Genomic DNA, 12367 nt, shown 5'->3' on the forward strand with positions numbered 1-12367 from the left:
TCGCCGGCCGGAGGTCGCATCTGCCTAGGCAGATGCGGTCGTGAGGGGGCCGATCTCGCGGACGACCCGGCGCTCCTCCACGAAGGCGAGGAAGGGGATGCACGCGAGGAGCAGGATGACGATCATCCGAGCGACCGACCACCCGACCTTGAAGCCGAGGTTCGCGGTCGCGACCGCGAAGACCATGAAGATCAGGCCGTGCACCGGGGACCACCAAGACAGCACGTCGTTGTCCAGGCCGTACTTGAGCACCATCTCCACGATGAGGACGAACATCGCCAGACCGGCGACGACCGCACTCCCCCGGAAGAAGGCCAGGGCGCTGGTGACCGCCCTCGGGTCGGCGTCGGGTGCGCTCTTCGTCTGGTTGGTGCTCACGCCACGTGCTCCTTCGTCTCCACGGCCGCGCGGGCCGGTGCATCGTCCCGGTGCGCCGCCTGGCGCACCATCTTCGTCCACATCCACAGCGGGAAGGCCGCGAAGATCCACCACTGGAACGCGTACATGACGTTCCGGATGTTCAACGAGGTGTCCGGCAGCGGCGGTGGGACCCGCTCCAGGCCGGGGGCCGCCGCCGTGCCGTCCTCCTCCATCGCGAAGGCGAACCCGTTGTAGATCTCGCCGGGCCACGTGTTGACCAGCTGCGCGATGTCCACCGAGGTCATCCGGCCCTCGGGGAGGCCGCCCTCGTCGGGGGCCTCCTTGGGAGCCAATGACCCGAGCAGCTCGATGGTGCCGCTCGGGGCCTTCGGCGGGGTCGCCCCCTTCGGGATCCAGCCGCGCACCACGGCCACATTGGCCCGGGTCTCCTCCACGACGAATCGCTCGACGACCCAGAGTCCCTCGACGTCGTCGAGGAGGCGATCGACGACGATCACCTGGTCGCCGGTGTACTCCCCGCGCGTGCTCACGCGTTGTCCGGAGCCGCCGTCCGGGAAGGACTCGTGCGGTGCCATGACCTCACCGAGCGGCTCGACCGGCTGGTCCTGGACCTCGCGGACCGCATCGGCCCGAGCCACGTCGTGGGCGACCGACCACTGCCAGCGCCCCGCGATGATGCACAGGACCGCCAGGACCACCGCGAGGGCGAGCAGCCCCAACCATCTGGGGCGAAGGGCGGTCCGGAGCACCTGCTCAGGGTACGTGGGTGATCTGGGCCCGGGACCGCGCGGTGGCTCAGGGGGGTGCGGGGCTCATCGCACCTCGGCTGCCACCGGGCGCGGCATCCCGAGGTCCACCCGCGCGCTGGCGTGGGTGAAGCGCTCCACGGCGCGCACCCGGGGCGCGATCGGGTCGAGCCGCTCGTAGCGCTCCCCCTGGCCGGGCCGGGCGTCGCGCTCACCGCGGTTCGGCCACAGCGAGAAGGCCCGCTCGGCCTGGGCGGTGATCGTCAGCGAGGGGTTGACCCCGAGGTTCGCCGAGACCGCGGATCCGTCGACGACGGAGATCCCCGGGTGCCCCCACACCCGGTGGTAGGGGTCGATGACACCGGTCGCCGGGGAGTCGCTGATCGCCGCTCCCCCGAGGAAGTGCGCGGTGAGCGGGATGTCCAGGGCCTCGCTCCACGTGCCCCCGGCGTGGAAGGGCTGCCCCAGCTTCTGGGACATCTGCTCGGCGATGACGCGGATCCCCCGGTGCCCGGCCTCGATGTACGTGGGGTTCGCCTCGCCGTGCCCCTGCCGCGAGGTCAACCGTCGACCGAGAGGACCCGAGCGCAAGGACGTCGACAGCGAGTTGTCCAGGCTCTGCATGACCAGACCGATGACCGTGCTGTCGGCGAAGTGGCGGCCCGGCGGGAACCAGGACCTGAGAGCGGGGATGTTCCGCGGCAGGCTCGCGATCAGCTTGAGGAAACGCGGGGTCGTCCCCGTGCGCGGCGGCGCGAGGAGCGTGGTGAGCAGGCCCATCGCGTCCGACCCGCGGCCGTAGCGCACGTTCTCGATGTGGGTGCTGTCATCGGGATGGAAGGAGGAGGTGATGGCCACCCCCTTCGTCAGGTCGTCCGCCCCGGTCGGGGGCGTGGAGGCCAGCGCCCCGACGAGGGCCTCGGAGTTCGTCCGGGTCAGCTGACCGAGCCGGTCGCTCAGCCGCGGCAGCTCTCCCTCCTCCTTCATCGCGTGCAGGAGGTTCTGGGTGCCCCACGTGCCCGCGGCGACGACCACGTTGCGGGCTGTCGTGACCCGAGCGGTCTTCTCGCCCCGGGCATCCGTGGCCTCGTGGCGGACCCGGTAGATCTCCTCACCGTCCTCGACCGACCCGGGCACGATCCCGACGCGGGTGACGGTCCGCAGGGGGAGGATCCGGGCGCCGAGCCGCTCCGCGAGCGCGAGGTAGTTCTTCATCAGCGTGTTCTTCGCGCCCACGCGGCAACCGACCATGCAGTTCCCGCACTCGGTGCACATCGTCCGCTCGGGCCCGGCACCACCGAAGTAGGGGTCCGCGACGGTCCTGCCGGGAACGTGTCCCCCGTCGGCGTCGAAGAGGACCCCGACCGGTGTCTTCATGAAGGTCTCCGGGACCCCCATCTCCTCGGCAGCCGATCGCATGGCCTGCTCCACCGGCCCGTCGCAGGGGTTGGTCACGACACCGAGCATCGAGCTGGCCATGTCGTAGTGGGGCTTCAGCTCGGACTGCCAGTCGGTGATGTGTCCCCACTGGCGGTCCTCGAAGAAGACCGGCGGGGGCACGTACAGGGTGTTGGCATAGTTGAGCGAGCCGCCACCCACACCGGCACCGGCGAGGATCATCACGTCCTTGAGCAGGTGGATGCGCTGGATCCCGTAGCAGCCGAGCTTCGGCGCCCACAGGAAGTTCTTCAGGTCCCAGCTCGTCCTCGCGAAGTCCGTGTCCTCGAATCGTCGTCCCGCCTCGAGGACGGTGACCCGGTACCCCTTCTCGCAGAGGCGAAGGGCGGCGACCGCGCCGCCGAAGCCGGAGCCGATGACCAGGACGTCGGTGTCCACCGCGGCCGCGTTCACTTCATCCCCACGATCTTCATCGCCCGCAGGCCGAGGGTCAGGGCCCTGGCGAAGGCCCGATCGCTCAGGCCGAAGGCGGGCGCGATCGGCACGAGGTGCTGGGCGCTGACGGTCTGCGACTCGGTGTACTTCATGATCCCCTCGGCGCCGTGGCGACGCCCCATCCCGGAGTCCTTCATGCCGCCCATCGGGGCCCCCATGGAACCCCAGGCCGCCGCGTAGCACTCGTTGATGTTCACCGTGCCGGTGTGGATGCGCCCGGCGATCCGCCGACCACGTCCGACGTCCTTGGTCCAGACCGAGGAGTTCAGCCCGTAGTCGGTGTCGTTGACCAGGGCGACGGCGGCGTCGTCGTCGTCGACCCGGTAGACGGACACGAGTGGACCGAAGGTCTCCTCGTCGCGGCACGTCATGGCGGAGGTGACTCCCTCGAGCACGGTCGGCTCGAAGACGAAGGGGCCGATGTCCGGGCGGTGCCGACCCCCGGCGAGGACCCGCGCCCCCTTCGCCCTGGCGTCCTCGAGGTGGGAGGTGACGGTCGTCAGCTGCGCCTGGCTCACGAGCGAACCCATCTCGTAGCCGTACTCCAGTGCCGTCCCGAGCGTCATGGCCTCGACGGCGGCCACGAAGCGCGAAAGGAACTCGTCGGCGATCGCCGCGTGGACGATGACGCGCTCGGTGGAGATGCACAGCTGGCCACCACTGGAGAAGCAGGCGCGCACGGCGCCCTCGACCGCCCTGCCCAGGTCGGCGTCGGCGGCGATGTAGACCGAGTTCTTGCCGCCGAGCTCCATGCTGAAGGAGACCAGGCGCCCGGCCGCGGACTGCGCGACCCGGCGGCCGGTCGCCGTCGAGCCGGTGTAGCAGACGTAGTCGGCCCGGTCGACGACCGCCTGACCGGCCTCCGAGCCGGTGCCGAGCACGACCTGCAGGACGCCCTCCGGCAGGCCGGCCTCGCGCAGCAGCTCCACCCCGGCCAGGGCGGTGACCGAGCCCTGCTGGTCGGGACGCAGCACGACGGCGTTGCCTGCCATCAGTGCGGGCAGGGCATCGGTGATGGCCAGGCTCAGGGGGTAGTTCCACGGCGAGATCACCCCGACGACGCCCTTGGGCCGGTGGTGCACCCGCGTCTGGGTGAGCACCGGGAGGGCACCGGCAGCACTCTTCGGGCGCAGGTGGGCCCCGGCCGTGCGGGCGTAGTACCGGGAGGCCAGTGCCGTGTCGAGGATCTCCTCGAAGGCGTGCCGACGCGCTTTGCCCGACTCGATCTGCACGAGGTCGAGCAGCTCGACCTGCTTGGCGAGCACGAGGTCGTGGAAGCGCAGCAGGATCCGCTCGCGCTCCTCGAAGGAGGTGGCGGCCCACCTGACCTGCGCTGCGCGGGCCGCGTCGATGGCGCGGGAGACGTCCGCGGCCGTCGACAGCGGCAGGGTCGCGATCGGTCCCCCGCTCAGCGGCGAGGTCTGGGTGAAGGTCCGCGCCGTGGGTGAGGCCACGACGCGGCCGGCCAGGCGCCGTGCCCGACTCGGGTCCACGGCGTAGGTGGCCGTGGGGTCCAGCTCAGGGTCAGCGATGGTCTCCGAAGTCATTACCCAAAGGTAACTGCGTCCCCGACCTCAGGCCACCGGTCGGGGTCGAGTGAGACGATCGGCACGAAGGGGGATCAGCTCGGCTGGTGGGGCGCGACGACGACCTCGATGCGCTGCAGCTCCTTGACGTCGGTGTACCCCGTCGTCGCCATCGCCCGGCGCAGGGCGCCCATGAGGTTGGTCGTGCCGTCGGCGACCCGGCTGGGCCCGAAGAGCACCTCCTGCATCGAGGCGACGGAGCCGACTCCGACGCGGGTCCCGCGGGGCAGCTCGGGGTGGTGCGCCTCTGCGCCCCAGTGGAACCCGCGGCCGGGCGCCTCGGCCGACCGGGCGAGCGCTGCGCCGAGCATCACGGCGTCCGCACCACAGGCCACGGCCTTGACGATGTCGCCGCTGGTGCCGAGGCCACCGTCGGCGATGACGTGGACGTACCGGCCGCCGGACTCGTCGAGGTAGTCGCGACGAGCGGCGGCCACGTCGGCCACCGCGCTGGCCATCGGCGCGTGGATGCCGAGAGCCTGGCGGGTGGTCGAGGCGGCACCGCCACCGAAGCCGACGAGCACGCCGGCCGCACCCGTGCGCATGAGGTGCAGGGCCGCGGTGTACCCGGCCGCTCCGCCGACGATGACCGGGACGTCGAGCTCGTAGATGAAGCGCTTGAGGTTCAGCGGTTCGCTGCGGCTGCTCACGTGCTCCGCCGAGACCGTGGTGCCACGGATGACGAAGAGGTCCACACCCGCGTCGACGACGGCCTTCCAGTGCTGCTGGGTGTTCTGCGGGCTCAACGCACCGGCGACGGTGACACCGGCGCGCCGGATCTCCCCGAGACGCTCGGTGATCAGCTCGGGCACGATCGGCGCAGCGTAGATCTCCTGCATCCGCGCGGTGGCGAGGACCGGGTCGAGCGAGGCGATCTCCGCGAGCAGCTGCTCGGGGTCCTCGTACCGGGTCCACAGCCCCTCGAGATCGAGCACCGGCAGACCTCCGGCCTCACCGAAGGCGATCGCCGTCGTCGGGGACATCAGGGAGTCCATCGGGGCCGCGATGACCGGCATCTCGAAGTGGTACGCATCGATCTGCCAGTCGAGGGACACCTCCTGCGGGTCGCGCGTGCGCCGGCTGGGCAGCACCGCGATGTCGTCGAAGGAGTAGGCCCTGCGGCCACGCTTGCCTCGGCCGATCTCGATCTCATTCACCCCGCCAGCCTAGAGGGGGGTGGTGTCGAGCTGGACGAGGGCGCATACTTGTATGTCGCGTGCACACGTTCTGCGCGCACGACGCGGACGGCGACGACGCCGCCACTGCCCAGTTCGCCCCCGTCAGGAGACCCCTGTGTCGGCCCCCGCACACGACCCCACACTGCTCGACGAGTACCCCGACAAGATCGACGCCGCCGTCCTGAAGGTCGCCGGCGTCGTCGTCCTCGGCTCGATCATGGCGATCCTCGACATCACGGTCGTCAACGTCGCGCTCCCCCACTTCCAGACCGACCTGGCCCCGGGCACCACGCCGCTGGCCTACTCGACCGTCGCCTGGACGGTCACGGCGTACACGCTCGCCCTGGCGACCGTCATCCCGCTCACGGGATGGGCCGCGGACCGCTTCGGCACCAAGCGCCTGTACCTGCTGGCCATCTCCTTCTTCGTGGCCGGCTCGGTGCTGTGCGCGTTCGCGCCGTCGATCGAGCTGCTCATCGGAGCCCGCGTCGTCCAGGGCCTCGGTGGCGGCATGCTCATGCCGCTCGGCATGACGATCCTGACCCGCGCGGCCGGACCCGCCCGGATCGGGCGCCTCATGGCGATCCTCGGCGTGCCCATGCTCCTCGGCCCGATCGGCGGCCCGATCCTCGGCGGCTGGCTCATCGACAACGCCCACTGGCTCGGTCGCCCGAGCTGGACGTGGATCTTCCTCATCAACGTGCCCATCGGCATCACCGCCCTGGCCTACGCGTCGATCGCGCTGCCGAAGGACCACACCGAGCCGAGCGAGTCCATCGACCTCGTCGGGCTGATGCTCATGTCGCCCGGCCTCGCGGCCTTCCTCTACGGCATCTCCTCGATCCCCGACGAGGGCACCTTCCTCGCCACGAAGGTCCTCGGTCCGATGATCGCCGGCGTCGTGCTCATCGGGACCTTCGGGTGGTGGTCGATGAAGCCGAAGCACCCGCTGCTCGACCTGCGCCTGCTCGCCAACCGGCAGTTCTCCGTCGCCGCGCTGACGATGTTCCTCTTCGCCACCGCCTTCTTCGGCGGTCTGCTGCTCGTCCCCACGTACTTCCAGCAGGTCCGTGGCGAGGACACCTTCAGCGCGGGGCTGCTCATGGCACCCCAGGGCATCGGTGCCCTGCTGACGATGCCCATCGCCGGCGCACTCGTCGACCGCTACCCCGTCGGCCGGATCGTCCCGGTGGGGATCGCCCTGATCACCGGCGGCATGTTCGCCATGACCCAGATCACCTCGGAGTCCAGCTACTGGGGCTTCATCATCCCGGTGCTCTTCGTCATGGGCCTGGGCATGGGCGCGACCATGATGCCGCTGATGACCAGCTCGTTGAAGTCGCTGACCGCCCACCAGGTGGCCCGCGGCTCGACGCTGCTGAACATCACCCAGCAGACCGCCAGCTCCTTCGGTGTCGCCATCGCCTCCGTGCTGCTGACCCGGGGCTTCGACAACCGGCCGGTCATCGGCCAGGCCGCGGCCTTCGGCGAGGCGAGTGAGGGAGTGACGAACCCGAGCACGATCCAGCGGCTCCTCGGCCGGTTCCCCGAGGTCGCCGACGTCATGGCCGGGGTCGGCAACCCGAGCGACTTCGCCGCGGTACTCCAGTCCACCGTCCGGCACGAGATGGCCGAGGCCTTCGCAAGCACCTACTGGGTCTCGGCCCTGCTGTGCCTGACCACGCTCGTCGTCGCGCTCTTCCTGCCCCGCAAGCGGGAGGAGAGCCACCTGCTCGACGAGGAGTCCGAGGACAACCCGCCGGTCCTCATGCACTGAGATCGGGGCCGTGGAATCCTGCGCGCCGCTCCTTCGTTGACGCCCATGAGACGTCCCCGAACGACAGGATCCCCCATGGCCAGGTTCAAGAACGCCGCCGCCGTGTTCACCGCCGCCGAGACCGCGCGGCAGTGGGCCCGCAAGAACCCTGACAAGGCCCAGGGCTACCTCGACAAGGCCACCGGCTTCGTCGACCAGCGCACCAAGGGCAAGTACCGCTCACAGATCGACAGCCTGTCGAGGAAGGCCAAGAAGAACCTCACCGGGCACGAGACCATCCCCGGCTCGACCGTGCGCGACACGGACGCCCCCGAGGCGCCCCGGGACTCGGCGCGCACCCGCCCCTTCCCCGACATGCGCGCCTGACGACTCAGACCTGCGTGTCCTGCAGGACCCGCAGCACGTTCCCGTGGGCGAGGGCCTCGAGGTCGGTGCGTGACCAGCCCCGCTCCCCCAGCGCCGCGAAGAGCCGCGGGTAGCTCGACACGTCCTCGAGACCGACCGGCGTCTCGTCGACGCCGTCGTAGTCGGCGCCGATGCCCACGTGCTCGATCCCGACGACCTCGCGCAGGTGCTCGAAGTGCGCCACGACGTGCTCGGTCGTCGCCACCGGGTCCGGGACGATCTCGGTGCGGCCGAGCGCGGCGTCGGCGCGCGCCTGGTTGACGAACTTCGGCACGACATTGGCCATGACGATCCCGCCGTTGCCGGGGACGCGGCCGAGGACGTCGTCGGGGACATTGCGCGGGTGGTCGCAGATCGCGCGTGCCCCGGAGTGGCTGAACATCACCGGCAGACGCGTCTCGTCGAGCGCGTCGTGCATCGTCTCCGCGCTGACGTGGGAGAGGTCGACGACGACACCGAGAGCGTTCATCGAGCGCACGACCTCCCGGCCGAAGTCGGTCAGCCCGCCGTGCACCCGCTCGTCCGTCGCCGAGTCCGCCCACCCGGTGTTGTCGTTGTGGGTCAGCGTCATGTAGCGCACGCCGCGGTCGGCGAAGGTCGCGAGCGTCTCCAGCGAGTCGTTGATCGAGTGCCCGCCCTCCATCCCGACCAGGGCAGCGTGTCGCCCTTCGTCCCAGGCGGCGCGCACGTCCGCGGCGGTACGGGCCGGGACCATCTCCGCGTAGCGGCTGCACAGCTTCTCGACGAAGTCGATCTGCTCGTGGGTGGCGGTCACCGCCTCCTCCCCCGTCATCGAGCAGGGCACCCAGACCGACCACAGCTGGGCGGCCAGACCCCCTTCGCGCATCCGTCCCAGGTCCGTGTGCAGCTGGGGCTGGGGCAGGGCGATGTCGCACACGTCGAGGTCGTAGCCGGCCACCTCACGGTGGTGCCACGGCAGGTCGTTGTGGCCGTCGAGGACGCGGATCGGGTCGCTGCTCGTCGTCATCGCCCCAGTCAATCACCGGGCATGCTGGTCGCATGCACCCCGGAGCACACAATGCGATCACCGACGTCCCCGGCATCCGCGTCGGCCACGCCACCCGCGAGGGCGCCGGCTGGCTGACCGGCACGACCGTCGTCACGCCCCCGGCGGGGACGACCGGAGGGGTCGACGTGCGCGGCGGAGGCCCCGGCACCCGCGAGACGGACCTGCTGGACCCGCGCAACCTCGTCGACGCCGTGGACTCGATCGTCCTCTCGGGCGGCAGCGTCTTCGGCCTCTCCGCCGCCGACGGCGTCGTGCAGGCACTCGCGGACGAGGGGCGGGGGTGGCCCGTGGGCGGGCCGGGCGAGGTCGCCCCGATCGTCCCCGCAGCGATCCTCTTCGACCTCGGCCGGGCCGGGACCTGGCGCCACCACCCGGGCCCCGGGGAGGGGCGAGAGGCCTACCTCGCCGCGAGCGACGGGCCGGTGGACGAAGGGGGTGTCGGCGCCGGTACCGGCGCCCGGGCCGGCGGGCTCCACGGCGGGATCGGCACGGCGAGCCTCGTCCTCGACTCGGGTGTCACCGTCGGTGCGCTCGTGGCCGTCAATGCGGTCGGTTCGCCCGTGGCCCCCGATGGGCGCCTGCTCGGCGAAGGACACCTGCTGGCGGGCGAGGCGGACCTGCACGCACCCGACCCGCGCCTGGTGCGCCGCTACTGGGAGGACCGGGCGGCGCAGACCGGCTCCGTGCGGGCCGGGACCGCGACGACCCTGGCGGTCGTCGCGACGGATGCCTCGCTCGACAAGGCGGGCTGCGCCACGCTCGCCGGCGTCTGCCATGACGGCTTCGCCCGGGCCCTGTCCCCCGTGCACACCGCCTTCGACGGCGACACCGTCTTCGCCCTGTCGACGAAGGGGAGTGCCTCGCTGTCGGCGGCGGACCTCGTCGCGCTGCAGACCGCGGCAGCGGACAGCGTCACGCGGGCGATCGTCCGGGCCGTCCTCGCGTCGGAGTCGGTGGATCGCCGGGCCGACGGCGGGGAGCGTCTCTCGGCCTACCGGGAGCTGCTCGCCTGACGGCAGGCGCCGGACGGGGTCGGGTCAGCCGACGGTGTAGTTCGGCGCCTCGACCATGCCCTGGATGTCGTGCGGGTGGCTCTCCTTGAGGGAGGCCGAGGTGATCCGCACGAACTTCCCCTTCGTCTGCAGCTCGGGGACCGTCCCGGCGCCGACGTAGAACATCGACTGGCGAAGGCCCCCGACCATCTGGTGCGCGACCTGGGCGAGCGTGCCGCGGTAGGCCACCCGACCCTCGATGCCCTCGGGCACGATCTGGTCATCGTTGGTGACCTCGGCCTGGAAGTACCGGTCCTTCGAGAAGGACTTCTTGCCCCGGGAGCTCATCGCGCCGAGGCTCCCCATGCCGCGGTAGGCCTTGAACTGCTTGCCGTTGACGAAGATCAGCTCGCCGGGGCTCTCCTCGCAGCCGGCCAGCAGCGAGCCGACCATGACGCTCTCGGCGCCGGCGACGATCGCCTTGGCGATGTCTCCGGACTGCTGCAGGCCGCCGTCGGCGATGACCGGGACCCCGGCCGGTCGCGCAGCGAGCGAGGCGTCGTGCACGGCGGTGATCTGGGGGGCGCCGACCCCGGTGACGATGCGGGTGGTGCAGATCGAGCCCGGACCGACGCCGACCTTGATCCCGTCGACCCCGGCGTCGACGAAGGCCTGTGCGCCCTCGCGGGTGGCGACATTGCCGCCGATGACCTGCACGTGCTTGGTCGCGGGGTCGGACTTCAGCCGCTGGACCATCTCGAGGAGGAGCTTGACGTGACCGTGGGCGGTGTCCGCGACGAGGACATCAGCGCCGGCCTCGATGAGGCGGGTGGCCCGCTCCCAGGCGTCACCGAAGTAACCGATGGCGGCACCGACGAGCAGGCGGCCCTGGGCGTCCTTGCTCGCGTCGGGGAACTGCTCGCTCTTGACGAAGTCCTTGACCGTGATCAGACCCGCCAGACGGCCGGCGTCGTCGACGATCGGCAGCCGCTCGCGCTTGTGCTGGCGCAGCAGGAGGGTCGCATCGGCGTTGGAGATGCCGACGGGCGCAGTGATCAGGGGCATCGGGGTCATGACGTCGTGCACCCGCGTCGTGGCCCACTCCGCGACGGGCGTGAAGCGCAGGTCGCGGTTGGTGATGATGCCGATGAGGACCTCGTCCTCGTCGACGACCGGCAGGCCCGAGACCCGGTACTCGCCGCAGATCGTGTCCAGCTCCTCGAGGGTCGCGTGCGGTCCGATGGTGATCGGGTTGGTGATCATCCCGGTCTGGGTCCGCTTGACGAGGTCGACCTGATAGGCCTGGTCATCGATGGAGAGGTTGCGGTGCAGCACGCCGATCCCGCCCTGGCGCGCCATGGCGATGGCCATCCGTGACTCGGTCACGGTGTCCATCGCGGCCGAGATCAGCGGCGTCCGCAGACTGATCTCACGGGTCAGCCGACTCGTGGTCTCGAGGTCGCCGGGGGCCAGCTCGCTGTAACCGGGCAGGAGGAGCACGTCATCGAAGGTCAGTCCGACCTTGGCGAAGGGGTCGTGGCTCGCCGCCCCGGAGTCGTCACGGTCGATCGGGTCACCGAAATCCATCTCCCTATCGTATGACACCGAGTCACCGCCTCCCGACCTGACCAATCACTGACCATCACCCCGCAAACCCGGGAAGAACCCTTACTTCGCACTCGACCCCCTGTGGCCATCTCGTCCTTAGGTTGGCTGGTGTGAATCGGGGCGATCGGTATCCCACCGCAGCGCCTCCGCAAGGACATCGAGGGGAAAAAGACCATGGCTGACCGTTCGAATCCACTGGGCCCGGTCGCGGACCTGTGGGAGTGGCAGTACGAGGGCGTGTGCCGGGAGACCGGGAGCGAGTCCTTCTACCACCCGGACGGTGAGCGCGGCGCTGCACGTCGGCTGCGGGACGCGGCCGCCAAGGAGATCTGCAGCAGCTGCCCGGTGATCAACGCCTGCCGTGAGCACGCCTTGGCCATCCGCGAGCCCTTCGGCGTGTGGGGCGGCATGACCGAGGACGAGCGCTCCGTGCTCCTCGCCGAGCGCGACATGGACCGCGCCGGCCTCGCCGGCTGACCCACGGCCCGGTGGGCGGGTCCCCGTCGCCGCCTAGTCTGGTCGGGTGACTTCCGCAGAGCCCGTCCACATCCGCGACGCATCGATCCGTCTCGGCCAGCTGCTCAAGCTGGCCGGTCTCGTCGAGGACGGGGTGATGGCCCGCACGATCATCGCTGCCGGCGAGGTGAGCGTCGACGGCCGTCCGGAAACCCGCCGCGGCGCCCAGGTCCGTGCCGGCAGCACCGTCGAGTACGCGGGCCAGCGCATCGAGGTCGTCACCGGCGAGCCGGAAATCGACGTGCCCTGGTGATC

General features: G+C 70.8%; 12 protein-coding genes. 5 read left to right on the plus strand and 7 right to left on the minus strand.

Annotation, left to right across the window (positions count from 1 at the left end; all coding sequences use genetic code 11):
• Positions 1-24: 24 nt before the first annotated feature.
• The 5 genes from ACR9E9_RS15250 to ACR9E9_RS15270 form a co-directional block, all read right to left on the minus strand.
• The gene (locus ACR9E9_RS15250; protein ID WP_435199950.1) at positions 25-378 is read right to left on the minus strand and encodes a DUF3817 domain-containing protein; all 354 of its coding nucleotides are present in this window, start codon (positions 376-378) and stop codon (positions 25-27) included.
• Entirely contained in the window at positions 375-1130 is a 756-nt protein-coding gene (locus tag ACR9E9_RS15255; RefSeq protein ID WP_435199952.1) for an SURF1 family protein, read from the minus strand. Before ACR9E9_RS15255 ends, ACR9E9_RS15250 begins: the two co-directional genes overlap by 4 nt.
• A gap of 63 nt (positions 1131-1193) precedes the next feature.
• Positions 1194-2963, minus strand: a complete 1770-nt coding sequence (locus tag ACR9E9_RS15260) for a GMC family oxidoreductase N-terminal domain-containing protein (protein WP_435199954.1) — start codon at positions 2961-2963, stop codon at positions 1194-1196.
• Positions 2964-2974: 11 nt separating this feature from the next.
• Positions 2975-4567: a succinic semialdehyde dehydrogenase gene (locus tag ACR9E9_RS15265; RefSeq protein WP_435199956.1), complete on the minus strand. Its 1593-nt coding sequence runs from the start codon at positions 4565-4567 to the stop codon at positions 2975-2977.
• A 74-nt stretch (positions 4568-4641) separates the two neighbouring features.
• Positions 4642-5763: a GuaB3 family IMP dehydrogenase-related protein gene (locus ACR9E9_RS15270; RefSeq protein ID WP_435199958.1), complete on the minus strand. Its 1122-nt coding sequence runs from the start codon at positions 5761-5763 to the stop codon at positions 4642-4644.
• Positions 5764-5899: 136 nt separating this feature from the next.
• On the opposite strand from ACR9E9_RS15270, the gene ACR9E9_RS15275 reads away from it, so the two are divergent.
• Together ACR9E9_RS15275 and ACR9E9_RS15280 are read left to right on the plus strand one after the other, a co-directional pair.
• Entirely contained in the window at positions 5900-7561 is a 1662-nt protein-coding gene (locus ACR9E9_RS15275) for a DHA2 family efflux MFS transporter permease subunit (protein ID WP_435199960.1), read from the plus strand.
• Between the two features lie 75 nt (positions 7562-7636).
• Positions 7637-7927 (plus strand): antitoxin, encoded by a 291-nt coding sequence (locus ACR9E9_RS15280; RefSeq protein ID WP_435199962.1) that lies wholly within the window; start codon positions 7637-7639, stop codon positions 7925-7927.
• Positions 7928-7931: 4 nt separating this feature from the next.
• Here the strand turns inward: ACR9E9_RS15280 and ACR9E9_RS15285 are convergent, their stop codons facing one another.
• Positions 7932-8954, minus strand: a complete 1023-nt coding sequence (locus ACR9E9_RS15285; RefSeq protein ID WP_435199963.1) for a dipeptidase — start codon at positions 8952-8954, stop codon at positions 7932-7934.
• Between the two features lie 32 nt (positions 8955-8986).
• Here ACR9E9_RS15285 and ACR9E9_RS15290 point away from each other — a divergent pair, with 32 nt between their 5' ends.
• Positions 8987-10009: a P1 family peptidase gene (locus ACR9E9_RS15290; protein WP_435199965.1), complete on the plus strand. Its 1023-nt coding sequence runs from the start codon at positions 8987-8989 to the stop codon at positions 10007-10009.
• 24 nt (positions 10010-10033) lie between these two features.
• On the opposite strand, the gene guaB is transcribed toward ACR9E9_RS15290, so the two are convergent.
• The gene (guaB, locus tag ACR9E9_RS15295) at positions 10034-11575 is read right to left on the minus strand and encodes an IMP dehydrogenase (protein ID WP_435199967.1); all 1542 of its coding nucleotides are present in this window, start codon (positions 11573-11575) and stop codon (positions 10034-10036) included.
• A 195-nt stretch (positions 11576-11770) separates the two neighbouring features.
• Here guaB and ACR9E9_RS15300 point away from each other — a divergent pair, with 195 nt between their 5' ends.
• The gene (locus ACR9E9_RS15300; RefSeq protein ID WP_435199969.1) at positions 11771-12073 is read left to right on the plus strand and encodes a WhiB family transcriptional regulator; all 303 of its coding nucleotides are present in this window, start codon (positions 11771-11773) and stop codon (positions 12071-12073) included.
• A gap of 46 nt (positions 12074-12119) precedes the next feature.
• Entirely contained in the window at positions 12120-12365 is a 246-nt protein-coding gene (locus tag ACR9E9_RS15305) for an RNA-binding S4 domain-containing protein (RefSeq protein ID WP_435199971.1), read from the plus strand.
• Positions 12366-12367 lie beyond the last annotated feature (2 nt).

The organism is Janibacter sp. GS2 (genome assembly GCF_051200835.1).
GTDB lineage: Bacteria > Actinomycetota > Actinomycetes > Actinomycetales > Dermatophilaceae > Janibacter.

What these genes read in the sequence shown, in the direction of transcription:
- ACR9E9_RS15265 (WP_435199956.1), bottom strand. Translation starts at nt 4,567, where the DNA reads ATGACTTCGGAGACCATCGCTGACCCTGAGCTGGACCCCACGGCCACC.
- ACR9E9_RS15285 (WP_435199963.1), bottom strand. Translation starts at nt 8,954, where the DNA reads ATGACGACGAGCAGCGACCCGATCCGCGTCCTCGACGGCCACAACGAC.
- guaB (WP_435199967.1), bottom strand. Translation starts at nt 11,575, where the DNA reads ATGGATTTCGGTGACCCGATCGACCGTGACGACTCCGGGGCGGCGAGC.
- ACR9E9_RS15290 (WP_435199965.1), top strand. Translation starts at nt 8,987, where the DNA reads ATGCACCCCGGAGCACACAATGCGATCACCGACGTCCCCGGCATCCGC.
- ACR9E9_RS15300 (WP_435199969.1), top strand. Translation starts at nt 11,771, where the DNA reads ATGGCTGACCGTTCGAATCCACTGGGCCCGGTCGCGGACCTGTGGGAG.
- ACR9E9_RS15280 (WP_435199962.1), top strand. Translation starts at nt 7,637, where the DNA reads ATGGCCAGGTTCAAGAACGCCGCCGCCGTGTTCACCGCCGCCGAGACC.